This is a genomic window from Shewanella sp. ULN5 (genome assembly GCF_030731885.1).
In the GTDB taxonomy this organism is placed as follows: Bacteria; Pseudomonadota; Gammaproteobacteria; order Enterobacterales; family Shewanellaceae; genus Shewanella; species Shewanella holmiensis.
The window spans coordinates 21885-40299 of sequence record NZ_JAPJEE010000023.1 but is presented as its reverse complement, the minus strand read 5'-3'; the positions used below and the strand labels follow the sequence as shown (position 1 = coordinate 40299).

Below are 18415 nucleotides of genomic sequence, written 5' to 3'. Positions count from 1 at the left end.
TTGTATTTAGGCAAAGGCGCCAACTCTTTAAGTGGAGTTGGCGCCTTTTTGTTTTTTACATCCATGGCATGAAGGAGCCTAAAAATGGCAGTCACAAAACCCAAGTTAATGGTCGTCGGTAATGGCATGGTCGGCCATCACTTTATTGAACAATTGTGTAGCCTAGGGCTAAATAAGCAGTTTGATGTGCACGTGTTTGGTGAAGAACCTCGTCCGGCCTACGATAGAGTGCAATTATCGAAATATTTTGAGACAAATAGTGCAGACTCTTTAATGTTAACCAGTGCGCAAGATTATGCCGATTGGGGCATAACGCTGCACTTAAATACCCAAATAACCGCCATTGATACAGCAAGTAAAACCCTAACCAGCGCTCAAGGCGATGTATATGAGTATGAACGTTTAGTGTTATCAACAGGCTCATTTCCTTTTGTGCCGCCAATTAATGGTAATGACCGAGCTCAATGTCTGGTGTATCGCACCATTGAAGATTTAGAAGCCATTCAAGCATCGGCTAAAAATAGTAAAATTGGCGTAGTAGTTGGTGGTGGATTGCTGGGTTTGGAAGCGGCAAATGCCATGCAGCAGTTGGGTGTAAAAACCCACGTTGTTGAATTTGCACCACAATTGATGCCCGTTCAGCTAAATGATAAAGCCGGTGAATTACTGTGCAGTAAAATTGAACAGCTAGGTGTTAGCGTACATACCTCAAAAGCCACCACAGCAATTATTGATGGTGAAACGGCATTGCACCGCATGACTTTCAGTGATGAGTCATACCTTGAAACCGACATGATAGTGTTTTCAGCAGGGATCCGCCCCCAAGATGCATTAGCAAGAGTCTCTAACATCAACATTGGCGAGCGCGGTGGCATTGTGATTGATGATTACTGCTTAACATCTGCACCAGATGTGTATGCCATTGGTGAGTGCGCCTTATGGGAACAAAAGATTTTTGGGTTAGTGGCGCCTGGTTATCAAATGGCCCGTGTTGCAGCCTCACATATTGCCTCAATTGTGACTGACGCAACAGCAACGGCCTTTAAAGGTGCAGATATGAGCACCAAACTGAAATTATTAGGCGTTGATGTTGCCGCTATTGGTGCTAGCAGAGGTTTCGATAATGCCCAATTTGTTGAACTGTCAGATAACCAAGCGGGGATTTATAAAAAGCTGTGGCTTGATGAAAACGGCAAGTTTTTAAAAGGTGCGGTGTTAATTGGTGATAACAGTGACTATAGCCGCTTGCTAGATACTTATTTATCCCAAGATGAAATTGAAGGCTCTGCGGTGGAGTTACTACTGGCAGGCGCTGAATTAGACGCCGATCTAAAAGATACCTCTATTGTGTGTTCATGCCATCAGGTGACCAAAGGCGATATAGTTGAAGCGGTCAAAGCTGGCAATCACAAAATGGCTGAAATTAAGTCATGTACCCGTGCCGCTTCTGGTTGTGGTGGCTGTGCGCCATTAGTGCAAAAGATTATCGATCAAACCTTGCAAGCTGAGGGTTTAGATTTTAATACTGGGATTTGTGCTCACTTTGATCATAATCGCCAAGGCTTGTACCACATCTGCCAAGTAGAAGACATTCATGATTTTGAAACCTTAATTAGCCAGCATGGCAAACCCTCAGCAGATGGCCATCATTATGGTTGCGATATCTGTAAACCTGCTGCCGCCTCTATTTTTGCCAGCCTAAAAAACCACTATGTATTAGATCAAGATAAAGGTCATGTACAACTGCAAGATACCAACGATGCCTATTTAGGCAACTTGCAAAAAGATGGAACCTATTCAGTTGTTCCGCGTGTTGCTGGTGGTGAAATCACGCCTAAAAAGTTAATTGCCATGGGTGAAATTGCCCAAGAATATGACCTTTACACCAAAATAACCGGTGGGCAGCGCATTGATATGTTTGGTGCCAAGCTATCGCAGTTACCTGAAATTTGGCGAAAGCTAATCGATGCTGGTTTTGAAACGGGTCATGCTTACGGTAAATCATTACGCACGGTTAAATCTTGTGTTGGTAGTACATGGTGTCGTTATGGTGTGCAAGATTCTGTTGGTTTAGCCATTGATTTAGAGAACCGTTACAAAGGGTTACGCAGTCCACATAAAATTAAGTTTGCGGTATCCGGTTGTACTCGAGAGTGCGCTGAAGCGCAAAGCAAAGATATCGGCGTGATAGCCAGTGATAAAGGTTGGAACTTATATGTTGCTGGTAATGGCGGTATGCGACCACGCCACGGTGATTTATTTGCTACCGATTTATCAACCGAAGATTTGTATAAGTACATCGACAGAATCTTGATGTTCTACATCAAAACGGCTGACAAGTTACAGCGGACGTCTACTTGGATGGAGTCGCTAGAAGGTGGGCTGCCTTACTTACAATCAATAGTGGTTGACGATGCATTAGCGATAAATGCTGAGCTGGAAAAACAAATGGATCACATTGTTGGCAGTTATCAATGTGAGTGGAAAACCAGTCTTGAACGACCTGCATTCTTAGCGCGATTTAATGAGTTTGTGAACCCTAATGATGCGCCAGCGGAGGAATTGCATGCGTATGAACGTATTCGAGATCAGCGTTTTCCAGCATTAAGCAAAAATGTAGGAGCAGGCACGATTGCTATCAAAGATGTCACCGATGAAAAAGAAACTGCCACAGAGGAGGCCTTAGTATGAGTTGGGTAAATGTATGTGATGAAACAAGTCTGCCTCAAGGTACAGGGGTTGCGGCCTGGGTAGCAGGAAAAGCCGTGGCCATTTTTAATCTGGGTAAGCATGGCTTATTTGCAATTGATAATATCGACCCGGCAACTGGCGTGAGTTTACTCGCCCGTGGATTAATTTGTGAAATGGAAGGTCAACTTTGCGTCGCATCGCCTTTATATAAACAGCATTACTGTTTAAAAACCGGTGTGTGTTTAGAAGACTCGCAATTGGTCGCTAGCCCTTTTGCGATAAAAACTGAGCTGGGCAAAGTGTTTGTTATGGCCAAAGAATAAAGAAGGAATCAATCATGAGCATACAAAAATTTAAGCTGTTTTCATTTTCTGGAAAAATGAAAGTTTTACACTTGAGCTGGATGGCCTTTTTCATCACCTTCGTTGTGTGGTTTAACGCAGCGCCTTTAGTCAGTGTTATTGCTGATAGTTTAGGGTTAACCAAGGATCAAATTAAAACGCTATTGATTTTAAACGTAGCGCTGACTATTCCAGCAAGGATTATTATCGGTATGGTGACCGATAAATATGGTCCTAAGGTGACTTATTCAGCCTTGCTGGCTATCTGTTCTATTCCCTGTTTTATGTTTGCGGTAGCGGACTCTTTTGAACAGCTTGCGCTAGCCCGTTTTTTAATAGGCTTTATTGGCGCGGGTTTTGTTATCGGAATTCGTGTTGTTAGTGAATGGTTTCCGGCGAAAGAGTTAGGCACAGCTGAAGGTATTTATGGTGGTTGGGGTAACTTTGGTTCAGCTGCTGCCGCATTTACTTTACCAGCCGTCGCATTAGCTTTTGGTGGCGAAAATGGCTGGCGTTTTGCCATTGGCTTGACGGGATTGATGAGTTTAGCATTTTCATTTGTATACTACTTCAATATCACCGACACGCCAAAAGGGTCTACCTACTTTAAACCTAAAAAAGGCGGTGGATTAGAAGTCACCAGTAAAAATGATTTTGTGTTGTTAATCATCATGAAAATCCCAATGTACGCCACATTAGCATTACTTGCTTGGAAGCTGTCTCCTGCTGGTGTCAGTATGTTTACTCAAAGTGTCACCGAGCTTATTTATGGTTTATTACTTGTGGTATTTGTGATTGATGTTTATCAAACCTATCAGGTCAACAAGCATATATTTACCCGCGAGGTCCCTGAATTTGAACGTTATGAATTTAAGCAAGTGGCGGTATTGAATGTCTTGTACTTCACCACTTTTGGTTCCGAGCTTGCTGTGGTGTCGATGCTACCATTATTTTTTGCAGAAACGTTTGCATTAGGTATGGCACAAGCGGGTATGGTGGCTTCAAGTTATGCCTTTATGAACCTAATGTCTCGCCCTGGCGGCGGCTGGTTAAGTGATAAGTTTGGCCGTAAAACCACCTTATTAATTTTAACGGCAGGGTTAGCCGTTGGTTATTTTTCGGTCGCGCAGATTGATTCAAGCTGGAACCTGCCTGTTGCGGTGGTCGTGGTAATGGCATGTTCATTCTTTGTACAGGGTGGTGAAGGCGCTGTGTTTGCTGCTGTGCCATTAATTAAACGCCGCTTAACAGGGCAAATTGCGGGAATGACAGGGGCTTATGGGAACGTGGGGGCCGTGTTCTTTTTAACGGTTTACTCAATGGTTTCAACCCAAATGTTTTTCTACGTCATTGCCTTAAGTGCAGTATTTGGCTTTATCACACTATTCTTTATGAACGAGCCTAAGGGGCATATTGCTGAAGTGAATGAGCAGGGTGAAGTCACCTTAATTAGTGTGAGTTAATTTTACCGCAAATGTTAGCGCGAGTAGTTCACTGCTCGCGGTTCATTGTTGAACACTGATATGACCATTGGCATTTTGATCCTACTTAACATTGTCAATGAGTGACCAATGAGTAGAGAATAAGTATGCACAAACAAATCGACGGGCAGCTTAAAAACATGAGTTTACAAACATGAGTTTAGAGTCAAGCAGTGATGATGTATTACCCACACTTCAAGCTAATCAGCTGAGTCTTCATGTCGGTCAGGCGTCAGACAAAGGGGTTAAAGCTTCCAATGAAGATGCCGTGGGTATTCGTATTCCGTCAGGACTCATGCTAACCACTAAAGGCATTGTTAGTGTGATCAGCGATGGGGTGAGCACGGCGGAAAACGGCGCACAGGCATCTGCCATCAGTGTGAGTAATTTCATTAGTGATTATTATTCCACCCCAGATACCTGGAGCGTACAAACCTCAAGTAATAAAGTATTAACCTCCTTAAATCGATGGTTGTATGGGCTAGGGCAAGATTACAGGGATGCGCGCAGAGGTTATGTCTGTACTTTTTCTGCATTGGTGTTTAAATCATGCACAGCACATATGCTGCATGTCGGTGACTCTAGAGTGTATCGTTTTAGAGCAGGAGAGTTAGTCAAATTAAGTCGCGATCACAGCACCAGTGTCAGTGAAACTCGGCATTATCTGACCCGAGCTTTAGGGATGGATGTTAATTTAGAGGTTGATTACAAGGCTGTTTCGTTACAGCAAGGTGATGTATTTTTGCTGACAACCGACGGGATCCATGATGTGCTGACCGATCATGAAATGAGCCAGTTTTTGCTTGGGTTTATGAGTAAACATCCTCAGTTATCGGATCGACAATGTGAACAGTTTTGCGATCAATTAGTCCACAAATCCTTGCAACTTCAGAGTAAAGATAATCTAAGTGCTCAATTGCTTTATGTCGCTCGTTTGCCGAGTCAGGCGATTGATGATGTTTATCAACGTTTAGCCAGTAAGCCTTTTCCGCCGCCAATGGACGTAGGAATGAAGCTCGATGGTTACCAAGTCACTCATATTGTCCATCAGTCGCAGCGTAGCCAGGTTTATCGAGTAGTTAACCAAGACGGAAAAGCCTTTTGTATGAAAACGCCGTCGGTGAACTATCTTGATGATGCGGCGTATATCGAGCGATTTATGCTTGAGAGTTGGGTCGGCAATCGTATCAATAGCCCTTATGTTGTGAGTCTTGCTGAGCAACAGCAAGCTAAATCTGCTTTGTATTATCTGACAGAGTTTTTAGATGGACTGAGTTTAGCCGAGTGGCTTGTTCATCATAACAAAGCACCAGTGGAAGATGTTCTTAGATTGGTGAAGCAAATTGAGCTAGGGGTGAGGGCGTTTCATCGTAAAGAGACCCTTCATCAAGATTTAAAGCCGGATAATATTTTTGTTACTCGTCAAAATACAGTGAAGATTATCGATTTTGGCTCTTGCTACATAAAAGGTATCGCAGAAATCAGTACACCGCTCATTAGAGATCAAATACTGGGTACCGCTGATTACACCGCACCTGAAGTGATACTGGGTTATCAACCCGACAGTAAGGCTGATTTATTTTCAATTGCCGTTATTGCTTTTGAAATGCTAGCGGGTGAATTGCCCTTTAAAGGTCAATTAAATAAGTGCCATACACGTCAAGATTTTCTAAAATTAGATTATGTCAGCGTATACAAACTTAACCCTATGGTGCCTGAATGGATGGATAAAGTGCTCAAGCAAGCCATGAGCATTGAACCGGCATTTAGACAGGCTGATAGCTGTGAGTTTATTCACCAGCTTTGCACTCCCAAACAGGAGGGCGGGACAAAAGTCAGTGTGCCACTTATTGATAGAAACCCACTTAAATTTTGGCAAGTCACCTCAATTATTTTATTTATCTCTCTGGTCATTTCGTTACTTAATTAATCCCAATTAGCATTGTGAAACGTTTAATACTTGCATAAGTACTTTTGACTATTAATTAGAATGTTAGTCTTCAAAACGTATTAATTACCTTTGTCATCAGATCTTCAACTCCCTCGCTTTCTATTAAATAATGCATATTAAGCATTGCTTAACACTATGATATTTAAATGATTATGCCTTTAGCTAGTAATAAAGTGGGGGGTGGCGGCGACTTTTAGTCTGAAGGTCTATGCTGCTTTCATACTGCGGGTGGACTCATTGTTGTTAATGCGGCGTCATAATATTGACACTACCGATAGCGCAGGGATCAGTAAAAATTAACTGATTGCGCTTTAATATTAATGGATTTAATGAATCCCCTAAGGGCAGGAAGTATGACCTTGATTAAGCGTCAAACATCATATGGCATGAAAACAAACGCAGGTTTGTTAGCGCTTGCAATGTACATTTTGTCCTTCCCAAGTTTGAGCCAGGATATTAGCGATATTGATGAATTAGCTGTGATAGGTAACAGGGCCAATGTTGTTCAACTTGGCGATGACCTTAGCGTTAATCTCAGTCAACGAGGCACAAATAATCATTTTTTAACAACTCAATCTGGATTTGATAATCAACTTACAGCTAACCAGCAAGGTACAAATAATTATGCCATTGCGAATCAGTCAGGAAGTGATATCGAAGCCAATTTATTACAAACCGGTTTTAATAATGTGGCGTTAGTCAATCAAATGGGTGCAAACCTAATGGTTGATTTGACACAAATAGGTATTGATAACGTTGCGATTGTGAATCAAACCGGTAGTGAGAATGCGATTTGGATCCAGCAGTACGGCTCCGGAAATGCTGTAGGTGTAACTCAATGGGGTACATCACAACAAGTTGTTGTGACCCAAGGTAATTTATCTAACTAAGCGTAAAGGGAAAGACAAAGATGAAACATTCAAAATTAGCGGTATTAGTTTCGGCAGCTCTATTTGCATCAGCAGGTGCTTATGCAAGTGATGCGAATGAAGCAACAGTCGATCAGAGTGGTGAAGGCAACTCAGCTACTGTGACCCAACAAGTTAATAGCATAAATAATGATGCTACCATTTCACAATCTGGTACAACTAACAGTGCCACTGTCACTCAATCCGATACCGAAAATACTCATGCTTTTATCACTCAAGATGGCGAGTTAAACACAGGTTTAATCACCCAACATAATGCCACTCAAACAGCTACAGCGACAATTAGTACAACTGGTTATGATAATGATGCGTCAATTGAGCAGCGCTTTAACAATGGTGACAATGCAGCCGCCACAGTTAACCAAGCTGGTGATTTAAATGACGCAACAATATTACAAGACAATGGCGATGCAGCCAATTCTACTATCAATCAGTATGGTGAAGGTGATACTGCTGAAATTCGAAACCATTGGTCAGACTTTGCTAATGCGACAATTACCCAAAGTACAGGTACTGGTAACAACGCTTACATCAATCAAGAATCATCAGACGCAGCCACGGCCAACCTCAGCCAAGATGGCGCGGGTAACACGGGTGAAATTCAACAAGACACTCAAATGTATGGCTACAACGCTTCGGCAGATGATACTAGCGCAACCCTAATGCAAATGGGTGATAGTAATGTTGGTTACATTAAGCAAACCGGCGATTCTAGTATGGCCAATGTGTATCAAGGTGGTGATGGTAACGATGCCAATGTGATGCAAACAGGCAATAATAATGATGCTTATGTCAATCAGTTAGGCAACAATGATACTGCGGATGTTGATCAAACTGGTGAAGATGGTTGGGTGATGATTAATCAAGCTGGTAATACCTTCAATTCAGCAACCGTTGATCAAGGTGGTTGGTCAAATGACGCAATGGTTGACCAAACGGGTTCGGGCTTAACTGCAACCGTGACGCAATCTGATTATGATAACGTGGCAGATATTGACCAATCTAATTTGGGTAATACAGCAACGGTAACTCAAAGTGGGTCGGCTGCCTCTATGGGCAACTTGGCAACAGTGATTCAAGCTGGTGATACCGACAGCGCAACTGTTGTGCAAACAGGCGATCAAAACATTGCGTATGTAGACCAAGATGCGTCAAGCAATGCAAATAGCATTGCTATTAATCAGTTAGGTGACTCTAACTATGCAGGTGCAGCATCTGATTTAGGCGGCAGTAATACAATTACCATTAATCAAACCGGTGATCGCAACTATGTAGGTAATACCGCTTCAGGTTCGGCTAACTATTATGGATCAGCAATCGGCGCGGGTACGTATGGTGCTGAAAACACAGTATTGATTACACAAACAGGTAATGATAACAAAGCCTATGCTGACTCAGCTGATTTTTCTTCTGAGGTAGATATTTCACAAACTGGCGATTTTAACAATGCCATTGCTGAATCTTGGGCTGGAACTGACAATAATATTATGATTGCTCAAACCGGTACATTGCATAACGCAGATGTTTTTGTAAATGGTGCTGGTAACAACACTGTTTCTATTACTCAAACGGATGCGAGTAACACTGCCAATGTTACCTCAATGGGTTATGGTAACTCTGTCACAGTATTACAAGGTATGTAGTACAAAAGTATAACAAAGGGTGCGCAAGCACCCTTTTGGCTAATTGTTATACTGTAAAAGCATTGTTAAGCTTGCCAAGTATTGCTACTGGTTTTATCAATTCTTGCAAACAGAACACATGGAGTGTCAGATGTTTAAAGTCGTAAATTGGATGATTGTTTCACGATCGCAGTTACTAATAGATTTACTTGATTGCCGCTGGCCCCAAGAGTTTTTGGTTAAGCTTGCTAAAGCTCAGCCAGGGAACATGGTGAAAATGTTGGCGGTTCAAGATAATTCGTTAGTGATATTTGATTTATCAACGATAGATCTTCAGCAAGCATATCAACTTCAGCGCATCATTGAGCGTGAGCACAATGGTATTCGTACGGTTTTTATTAATTTCCCTAGGCAAATGGATGCTAAGTTTTTAGTTCATCCTGCTACTACTTCTGGTGTGTTTTACTCCGATGCGCCATTGACTGAGCTGAGCAATGGTTTCAATGAAATCCTCAAAGGTCGTAGCATCATTCCACAAGATTTACATCAATCTATGCTTAATGTTGATAACGAGGATGATAGCGATCAACTGACTATTCGTGAACGTGAAGTATTACAGGCCTTGTTATCAGGTAGCACTAACCTAGACATTGCCAATCAATTATTTGTAAGTGAATCAACCATCAAAACCCATTTATACCGAGCATTTAGAAAAATTGGGGTGTCTAGCCGTGGTCAAGCAATTGCTTGGGCGCAAACGCATATTCATGAGGTGAGAGTGTGATCAACCCTGCCTTAGCTTTCACGCTAGTAGCTTTAGCTATGTTAGTGGTGAATAACGGCTATGCAGATGAAAAAAGCGCCATTGATGTTAAGGTCGTTGAGTTTACCCAAGCCGAAATCGCCTCTAATCCTGATGATGTTGTCCCCGAGTCGAAGGCTTCTATTGCTCAAGAAAACTCGCTTAAACAACCTGATAATAAAGTGGTTAACGTCAGTGATGCTAAGCCTAAACGTGAAACCGATTTAGTTGATGGCCTTATTTTAAATCGCGCCATGACTCGGTTTGGACACAGATTTTATCGCGAGTTTGTCAGTGCTTATCGCGATATTAATGGTATGAGTGAACATAGTGGCTTAACGATTGTCGAGCAAGCAACCGCAAGAAGCGGCAGTAAAATTTTAGTACTGCACAATAGAAAACCTATTTTTGTGACGTTTGTGTCGCCCGCTTCGCGCAACATAGACGAACAAGCCGATATGGCAGCAAAAAGAGTGAATGTTTCTCTTCTGCAATATCAACAACAAGCACAATGGAATGCATTTTCTGATCCTGATCTTGCATCCGATGAGTTTTAGCAGGGAAAGCATATGAAAAAGTTAATACTATCTTTGGCTATTTCAGCCTTGAGTTTACCTATCTGCGCAACACAACTGGTGTATACCCCGGTGAATCCCGCATTTGGTGGGAGTTACCTTAATGGCGGTTATCTTTTAGCCAATGCATCTGCGCAAAATGAACACCAAGGCGGTTCAAGTTATACCGCTCCAACGGCGCTGGAACGTTTAGCGGGCTCTTTACAATCCAGATTAATGAGTCAGTTGTTTAATGATGCAGCCAATGGCGGTGAAGGTTATTTAAAAACCGATGACTTTGAAATTAATGTGGTAAATGAAGACGGTGCATTGATTGTCCATATTACCGACTTGTTGTCTGGTGAAACTACCATCATTGAAGTCGGCGGTATTGTCGGCAATGGCACGGTAGGGGGCTAGTGATGAAACAGATATTTGTCGGTTTGTTAATACTTTCACTTACAGCCTGCTCATCAATTGACAGTGAGTTTGAAAATATTCAAGCATCATCCAGTTTGATGCCCAAAGGAGAAACTTACTACGATCTCGTCAGTTTACCACCGCCACAGGGCAGCATGGTTGCCGCAGTGTATGATTTTAGAGACCAAACGGGTCAATACAAACCAATACCATCCAGCAACTTCTCAACCGCAGTACCGCAAAGTGGTACGGCTTTTTTAGCACAAGCCTTGAATGACTCAAGCTGGTTTGTACCGGTTGAGCGAGAAGGGTTACAAAACTTACTGACTGAGCGCAAAATTGTCAGAGCAGGATTAAATGGTGATGCGGGTAAATTGCCCCAATTAAATAGCGCACAGATTTTAATGGAAGGTGGGATTGTTGCCTATGATACTAATATTAAAACCGGCGGTGCTGGCGCCAGATATTTGGGGATAGGCGCTTCTGGTCAATACCGAGTCGATAGTATTACGGTTAATTTACGCGCGGTAGATATTCGTTCTGGACGGTTACTTAGCAGCGTAACAACTACAAAATCAGTGGTGTCGATAGAAGTTACCGCAGGTGTATTCAAGTTTATTGATGCGCAAGAGTTACTTGAGGCTGAAGCGGGTTATACCTCAAATGAACCGGTAAGTTTATGTATTGCCGCAGCAATAGAAAGTGCCGTGGTACATTTAATTGCAGATGGAATTTGGAAGGGCTCTTGGAGTTTACTCGATCAATCCTCTGGGGTTAAAAATCCAACACTGCAAAAATATTGGCTTGAGGCTCATAGCGAACAACAGGTCAGTGCCCGTATCAAGCAAAGTTAGCATAAATCGATTTTTTAGGTTTTTATTAACAGGCATCCAAATTGGATGCCTGTTTGCTATACCTGTTCGAATACATCAGGACAAATACATCAGAACGAATACATTTTAACGAGTACACTTTCGCTATTAAAGCTCATCACTCAATTCCTTATTATTCAATGTAGGAATTTTTAGGGTAAACGAGCTAATTTTACTTGCTGTTCAACCTAGCCATAATGTTGCCAGATGCTTATCTTTTACACTCAAGGCGACAGTGTCTTTTATTGCGGCTTGAATGATTAACTCACCTTGCATCAATTCATCACGTCTAAACCAATGCAGCTTGATTGACTCACCAACAAAGTAGTGCTGCAGTAACTGCTCAAATTGTCCATTAACTTGTAAGTTGTCGGCGGCAATGAGTAAATCACCTGCGCTAAGTCCTGCTTGATGTGCTGGACTGTGTTGATTAACAGAGATAATTTTTAACCCAAGTCCTTCTGATTTCACTTTTGCACCAAAGCCAATATTAAAGCCTTTTGCTTTACTGCCACCATTATCGTTAGCACCTTCACTGCTTCTAAAATGCATCTCAACCCCGACTTGTGCCAGTAAGGGGGCTAATGGTAGGTCGTCGGTGTGATATAAAAAGTTGAAAAGTTCATCACAATTACGATTTAACAGTGATTCAACGATACGTTGATGGCTTTGGTTGTCTGTGCCAATACCGGTTAAACCATATTCTTGCCAAAGCTGTCGCATGACATCATCTAAACTTTTTTCTCCCTTGGTTTCTAACCTAATGGTTAAGTCTAACAGTAAGGCAAATAACGCGCCTTTAGTGTAATAGCTTACAATGGCATTCGCGGCATTTTCATCCTGTTTATAAAACTTAGTCCAAGCATTGAAACTGGATGACGCTAAACTTTGTTTAAAGCGACCTTGACTGCGGTAAACCCTTGTCATGGTTTCACTAAGTAGCGTTAAATAACTTTGTTGATCAATGCAGCCACTGCGATAGGTAATGAAATCATCAAAGTAAGAGGTAATCCCCTCGTAAGCCCATAGTTGTTCCGTATAACTTTCTTGGGATAAATCAAACGGCGTAAATTGAGCTGGCTTGATGCGTTTGACATTCCAACTGTGGAAATATTCGTGGCTACAAAGAGACAAGTAAGTGCGGTAACCCTTATCAACATCGCCATGTTCACTTAGCGGTAAATCGTTGCGGGAACACATTAATGCTGTAGAGGCTTTATGCTCTAATCCGCCAAAGCCATTATCCAGTACCGTGGTCATAAATACATAACGCTCAAACGGCGCTGGTGTGTTAAAAAAGTGAATTTGGTACTCGCAAATGGCTTGTAAATCTTGCTTCAAACGGGCCATATTGGCGCGATGTTTCCCACTTAATACAATATCGTGTGGAACGCCAGCGGCGATAAATGTGTCAATGGTTAAATCACCCATTTCAACGGGGTGGTCAATTAAATCATCATAATTTTCAGCGCTGAACTCACCGAAACCAAATGGTTCACCGGATACTCGTGACATGCTGGTGGCGATTTTCCATTGTGATAATTCACTTAATGCTGGCGGGGCAATAGTGACATTTTGCTTATCTTGTTCTAGCCCTTTTGCGGCGAGAAACACCGAGCTGCCATTGAAAAATCCATGGTTAGTATCGAGGTGAGCAGTACGAACGGATAAATCCCATGCATAGACTTGATAACGTAATGTGATAGTGGCGGTGTGATTAGCCACCTGCCAAGTTTGTTTGTCTAATTGTTGAAAGGGAATGGCAAGGTTATTTTCATCAAAAAATTGAATATCAATAATGTTTTTAGCAAAATCTCGGATCATGTAACTGCCCGGAAGCCAGGCAGGCAAACTGAATATTTGATTGTTTCGGGCATTATTTAACGTGGCTGTTATGGCAAATAAATGGGCTTTGGGATCGATGGCATGAATATGATGATGCATAGAAAATCCAGTCACTAGAAACGATAAAGATGACATGCTGCCAAAATTGGCGCTTTTACGCAAACCCACTTAATTAAAAACCACTAATAGCGGTTATCTTTATTAAAAAATACGATAAACTTAATCCCATCGGTATCTTGGTAAATACGCTATGGTACGTAAAGTATGTTTTTCAGATTGTGCTATCTAGACGCAGTCATCGCAAAAAGGACAAGCAAATGGCCGAAGAAACCATTTTTAGTAAAATTATTCGTCGTGAAATTCCTGCAGACATTCTTTATCAAGATGAGTTAGTCACTGCATTTCGTGATATTTCACCACAAGCACCGACGCACATTTTGATTATTCCGAATCATTTAATTGCGACAGCTAATGATGTGAAAGCATCAGATGAATTAGCCTTGGGCCGCATGATGACGGTAGCGGCAAAGTTGGCCGAAGAAGCTGGTATTGCACAAGACGGTTATCGATTAATCATGAATTGTAATAAACATGGTGGTCAAGAGGTTTACCATATTCATTTGCATCTATTGGGTGGTAAGCCGCTTGGCCCTATGTTGAGCCGTGGCTAATGAAAATTAATTCTGATTTTTTTCCATTAACGGAAGTTGCTACCCGATTTGTTAATCAGTTAGCACAATGCCGCCGATTAGGCTTATCAGTTCAGGAGGCGAGTGAGCATCATGTATTGATAAAACTGCCTTATAGTCAAGATATTATCGGCTATCCTGATACTGGGGTGATACATGGCGGCGTGATCACCACTTTAATTGATACCACTTGCGGCACTGCCGTGGTGTGCGCCATCTTAAAAAAATATCAATCATTAGAAATCTCTCCCACCCTCGATTTACGGGTGGATTACATGAAGCCTGCTGAGCCACATAAAGCGGTGTACGCTTTTGCAGAATGTTATCGCTTATCATCAAGTGTGGCGTTCACCCGTGCGATTGCTTATCAAGACAGTATTGATGAGCCGATTGCCCATGCTGTGGGAACATTTATGCGGATTAGCCCTGAAATGGTTGGCGAGGATTTTCGTCAAGCCTTAATGGGATATTTGCCAGAGGTGAAAAATGACTGATATGAATAAGCCTTCTGAACAAATCGATTGTCCATCTCTAGATGTGCAGGATGTGGTTAAAAGAGCCATTGAACTAAATGATTACAGCTACTTGCTTGCACAGGTTCCTTACTCGCAATTTATTGGTATGTCGGTAGCGCGTTTTGGCGATGAAATGGTGTTTAAGTTACCCGCGAAGGATGACAATATTGGTAATCCGGTGTTACCGGCTATTCACGGCGGCGTGATAGCAGGATTTATGGAGATGTCTGCCATTGTGCAATTAATGGTATTCATGCAAGCCAAAAAAGTGCCTAAGATAGTCGACTTTTCAATCGATTATTTACGTGCGGGTTTACATCAGGATACCTTTGCTGAGTGCAAAATCACTCGACAGGGTAGACGTGTTGCAAATGTCAATATCAACTGTTGGCAAAATAACCGCAAGCAGTTAATTGCCACCGCTAGGGCCCATTTTTTGATTGATTGAGTCAACATATAAAGGAATAAAAATGAAACAGATTACCTATTTGATCATATTGTCCATCAGCTTATTACTTGCCGCTTGTGCTAATCATACCTCAGGTATTTCGGCTAACTCGCAGGGCGAGATTCGGGTAGATAACAACTCGTTTAGTCGTGAAGTGTCAGTTTCAAATATTACTTCACGTCAGTCTGCAGATTTAATTCAAGCCGCGGCGCAAATTAGTAGCTTAGTGGCGACTGATTTACGTTTGCAATACAAGTTTACTTGGTTTGATGCCAGTGGCTTTACCATAGAAGATGAAGCGACAAGTTGGAAATCATTAAAATTGCATGGTAAGCAACAAATACAAGTCAATGCCGTTGCACCGAATGCAACAGCAAGTCGATTTGAAGTTTATGTACGTAAAGCATTTTCTAATTAGAAATTGATTCACTTGCCAATAAAGCCTGATCATCAGGCTTTATTTTTTAGTGATAAAAAAGTATTAGTTTTGTCTGTTACCTTGTTAAATTTAAGATATAATCCCTGACGCCAAGGGGTGTTTTCTGAACGTCAATCATTGACAGTATTAAGAAAACTGAGATATCGCAAGATGAACCCTTAGAACCTGATCCGGCTAATACCGGCGTAGGAATGGGCCACTTCGATGTCATGGATGTGCACTTCTTTATCGCTACCTGCCGGATCTCAAAATACATATTTGAGGTCCTATGCTCCCTGTAAAAACAAAATCTTTGCTTAAAACACCACTCGCATTGGCAGTTATGTCTGCCCTTTATGCTGGTAATCTTATGGCCGCAACTGAGTCTGTTGAACGTGTGGCCCCTGAATCCGAAAAAATGGAAGTGATTGTCGTTAACGCTGATTTTAGCCATGTTAGCTTAGATAAAATGCCTTCAAGCGTGACGGTTATTGATGCACAACAATTAGCCGATGAGGGGGCGCAACATTTTGAAGATGTTTTAAATTCTATTGCCAACTTTAACTGGTCAGGGGGCAGTTCTCGTCCTAAATACTTCCAAATTCGTGGTGTTGGTGAGCAAGAGCAATACCAAGGTGCACCTAATTCTTCAGTCGGGTTTATTGTTGATGATATCGATTTATCCGGCCTTGGCATGGTGTCGAGTATGTATGACATGCAACAGGTTGAAGTATTACGTGGCCCACAAGGAACGCAATATGGCGCTAATGCACTTGCGGGCTTGATATACCTTAAAAGTAATGACCCGACAGATACATTTGAGAACGGTGTTAAAGTCAGTTTAGGTGATGATGACTTACAGACGTTTTCAGGGTTTAGTTCAGGACCTGTGACAGATTCAGGCAAGCTTTTATATCGTGTGTCGGTAGAAAAACATGATCAAAATGGTTTCAAAAATAACACTTATTTAGACCGTGATGATACCAACAAGCGAGATGAATTGAGTGCGCGAGCTAAATTACGTTGGTATGCGACGGATGATTTACAAGCAGATTTAACCTTCTTATACGCCGACTTTGATAATGGTTATGATGCTTGGACATTGGATAACAATGGCACAAATACTTTAACCGATAAACCGGGTGTTGATAATCAGAAAACCACAGGTGTTGGACTCAAACTTTCTTATACAGGCGCTAAATATTTTGAGCTAACGTCTTTAACCTCATTTGCAAATACGGATCATCAGCATGCTTATGATGGTGATTGGGCTAACCCTGATTATTGGGCTAGCAAGCAATGCACAGCTTATGATAGTGATTGGAATGAATCTGGCACAGAGCCATGTGTTTATGACTATATTTGGGATAAAACCGGTAAACGTAAAACAATATCACAGGAATTTCGTTTATCTTCAAATCAAGCCAGCCGTATTTTTAATGATTCCACTGATTGGTTAGTTGGCGTTTATGCCATGAATTTAAAAGAAGATAACGACTTATATTCTGAATATAACACTTGGCCAGATGAAGTATTGCAATCTGATTACGAAGCGACAAATTATGCAGTTTTTGCTCAGCTAGACAGTCACTTAGGTGATGATTATCTATTATCGACCGGCCTTCGTTTTGAACGCCGCGACAGTGAATACTCTGATACAAATCAAGATCACTTCAAGCCTTCTGAAGATATGTGGGGCGGCCATATTGCTTTGTCTAAAGCGTTAAATGATTCACACAACACTTATGCAAAAGTTGCCCGTGGTTATAAAGCGGGTGGTTTTAATATGACCTTGCCAGCGGAATTGGCCGATAAAAAAGAATTCGATACCGAAATCTTGTATAACTACGAAATCGGTCTTAAGTCGGTGTGGCTTGATGGTGTGTTAGACAGTAATTTTGCGTTGTTCTTTATGGATAGAGAAGACCAACAAGTGGCAGCATCATTACAAGATCCTGAAAACCCTCAGCGATTTATTCTCTTTACCGAAAATGCTGGCAGCTCAAGTAACTATGGCGCTGAGCTTGATCTTAATTGGTATGCCACTGAGAATTTGCAAGTTTATGGCAGCGTAGGCTGGTTAGAAGCCGAATATGGTGATTACAGTTATCAAGACAAGTCTGGCAATACCATAGATTTATCTGGTCGTGAGTTAGCTCATTCGCCGAGCCTCACTTACAGCGCTGGCATCACTTATCTCGCTGACTCAGGTTGGTTTGCTAATATCAATACCAGTGGTAAGAGCGAGTTTTACTACTCAGATAGTAATGAATCAAAATCGGATCCCTACAATATTGTTAATGCCCGTTTAGGTTATGAAACACAAACCTGGTCGGCTTATCTTTGGGGCCGCAATCTATTTGATGAAAACTATGGCGTTCGCGGCTTCTATTTTGGTAATGAGCCAGATTTAGATTGGGCTGACAAACAGTACATTCGATATGGTGACCCACGTCAGGTTGGCGTGACGTTCGACTATAAGTTTATGTAATTTAATTTATGGCTTGCCGAACTAGGGCAACCGCAGAGCGGCACCTATTTAGGGTGTCGCCAATTATTTTTAAGGTGTAATGATGAAATTAACCGCAGAAATTAGCATGTATCCATTCAATGAAAACTATTTGGATCCAATCAAGTGGTTCATCGGTCGAGTTGATAGCTATAGCAATATCGAGCGCGTGACAAACGCCATGGCAACACAAGTATGTGGTGAATATGCAGATGTTATGTCGATGCTGGCTATTGAGATGCAGGCTGCCCATGAAAAGTGGGGCAAAGCGGTTTTTGTGTGTAAATTTATTGGTGGTGAACTTAATTTAGCCCACAGCGAGTAGCAA

General features: G+C 41.8%; 17 protein-coding genes and 1 riboswitch. Of the genes, 16 read left to right on the top strand and 1 reads right to left on the bottom strand.

Annotation, left to right across the window (positions count from 1 at the left end; genetic code table 11):
* Window positions 1–84: 84 nt before the first annotated feature.
* The 10 genes from nirB to ORI98_RS16775 all read left to right on the top strand — a co-directional run bounded on the left by nirB (window position 85) and on the right by ORI98_RS16775 (window position 11645).
* Window positions 85–2691, top strand: a complete 2607-nt coding sequence (gene nirB, locus ORI98_RS16820; protein ID WP_306135988.1) for a nitrite reductase large subunit NirB — start codon at window positions 85–87, stop codon at window positions 2689–2691.
* The gene (gene nirD, locus ORI98_RS16815; RefSeq protein ID WP_261299597.1) at window positions 2688–3014 is read left to right on the top strand and encodes a nitrite reductase small subunit NirD; all 327 of its coding nucleotides are present in this window, start codon (window positions 2688–2690) and stop codon (window positions 3012–3014) included. Before nirB ends, nirD begins: the two co-directional genes overlap by 4 nt.
* Window positions 3015–3028: 14 nt before the next feature.
* On the top strand, window positions 3029–4495 hold the full coding sequence (locus tag ORI98_RS16810; RefSeq protein ID WP_306135987.1) for a NarK family nitrate/nitrite MFS transporter: 1467 nt from the start codon (window positions 3029–3031) through the stop codon (window positions 4493–4495).
* A gap of 172 nt (window positions 4496–4667) precedes the next feature.
* Window positions 4668–6443 (top strand): bifunctional protein-serine/threonine kinase/phosphatase, encoded by a 1776-nt coding sequence (locus ORI98_RS16805; protein WP_306135986.1) that lies wholly within the window; start codon window positions 4668–4670, stop codon window positions 6441–6443.
* A 374-nt stretch (window positions 6444–6817) separates the two neighbouring features.
* Complete coding sequence (locus ORI98_RS16800; protein ID WP_306135985.1) at window positions 6818–7354, top strand: curlin; 537 nt, start codon at window positions 6818–6820, stop codon at window positions 7352–7354.
* 20 nt (window positions 7355–7374) lie between these two features.
* Window positions 7375–9036, top strand: a complete 1662-nt coding sequence (locus tag ORI98_RS16795; RefSeq protein WP_306135984.1) for a curlin — start codon at window positions 7375–7377, stop codon at window positions 9034–9036.
* A 130-nt stretch (window positions 9037–9166) separates the two neighbouring features.
* Window positions 9167–9799, top strand: coding sequence for a LuxR C-terminal-related transcriptional regulator (locus tag ORI98_RS16790; RefSeq protein WP_306135983.1), 633 nt, complete (start codon window positions 9167–9169; stop codon window positions 9797–9799).
* Window positions 9796–10374 carry a curli production assembly/transport protein CsgE gene (locus ORI98_RS16785; RefSeq protein WP_261299603.1) on the top strand — a complete coding sequence of 193 codons (579 nt, stop codon included), beginning with the start codon at window positions 9796–9798 and terminating at the stop codon, window positions 10372–10374. Before ORI98_RS16790 ends, ORI98_RS16785 begins: the two co-directional genes overlap by 4 nt.
* Before the next feature lie 12 nt (window positions 10375–10386).
* Window positions 10387–10791, top strand: coding sequence for a curli assembly protein CsgF (locus ORI98_RS16780; protein WP_261299604.1), 405 nt, complete (start codon window positions 10387–10389; stop codon window positions 10789–10791).
* 2 nt (window positions 10792–10793) lie between these two features.
* Window positions 10794–11645: a CsgG/HfaB family protein gene (locus ORI98_RS16775; protein ID WP_261299605.1), complete on the top strand. Its 852-nt coding sequence runs from the start codon at window positions 10794–10796 to the stop codon at window positions 11643–11645.
* Window positions 11646–11846: 201 nt separating this feature from the next.
* On the opposite strand, the gene ORI98_RS16770 is transcribed toward ORI98_RS16775, so the two are convergent.
* Complete coding sequence (locus ORI98_RS16770; RefSeq protein ID WP_306135982.1) at window positions 11847–13607, bottom strand: M61 family metallopeptidase; 1761 nt, start codon at window positions 13605–13607, stop codon at window positions 11847–11849.
* Window positions 13608–13825: 218 nt separating this feature from the next.
* Between ORI98_RS16770 and hinT the strand changes: the two genes are divergently transcribed.
* The 6 genes from hinT (at window position 13826) to ORI98_RS16740 (ending at window position 18412) form a co-directional block, all read left to right on the top strand.
* Window positions 13826–14179 (top strand): purine nucleoside phosphoramidase, encoded by a 354-nt coding sequence (gene hinT, locus ORI98_RS16765; protein WP_306135981.1) that lies wholly within the window; start codon window positions 13826–13828, stop codon window positions 14177–14179.
* On the top strand, window positions 14179–14691 hold the full coding sequence (locus ORI98_RS16760; protein WP_306135980.1) for a PaaI family thioesterase: 513 nt from the start codon (window positions 14179–14181) through the stop codon (window positions 14689–14691). The genes hinT and ORI98_RS16760 overlap by 1 nt, the downstream gene beginning before the upstream one ends.
* Complete coding sequence (locus tag ORI98_RS16755) at window positions 14684–15160, top strand: PaaI family thioesterase (RefSeq protein WP_371931187.1); 477 nt, start codon at window positions 14684–14686, stop codon at window positions 15158–15160. The genes ORI98_RS16760 and ORI98_RS16755 overlap by 8 nt, the downstream gene beginning before the upstream one ends.
* 22 nt (window positions 15161–15182) lie before the next feature.
* Window positions 15183–15578, top strand: coding sequence for a YcfL family protein (locus ORI98_RS16750; RefSeq protein WP_306135979.1), 396 nt, complete (start codon window positions 15183–15185; stop codon window positions 15576–15578).
* 103 nt (window positions 15579–15681) lie between these two features.
* Window positions 15682–15809, top strand: a riboswitch (TPP riboswitch).
* A gap of 58 nt (window positions 15810–15867) precedes the next feature.
* On the top strand, window positions 15868–18069 hold the full coding sequence (locus ORI98_RS16745) for a TonB-dependent receptor (RefSeq protein ID WP_306135978.1): 2202 nt from the start codon (window positions 15868–15870) through the stop codon (window positions 18067–18069).
* A gap of 82 nt (window positions 18070–18151) precedes the next feature.
* The gene (locus tag ORI98_RS16740; RefSeq protein ID WP_261299611.1) at window positions 18152–18412 is read left to right on the top strand and encodes a hypothetical protein; all 261 of its coding nucleotides are present in this window, start codon (window positions 18152–18154) and stop codon (window positions 18410–18412) included.
* The last annotated feature ends 3 nt before the right edge of the window (window positions 18413–18415 follow it).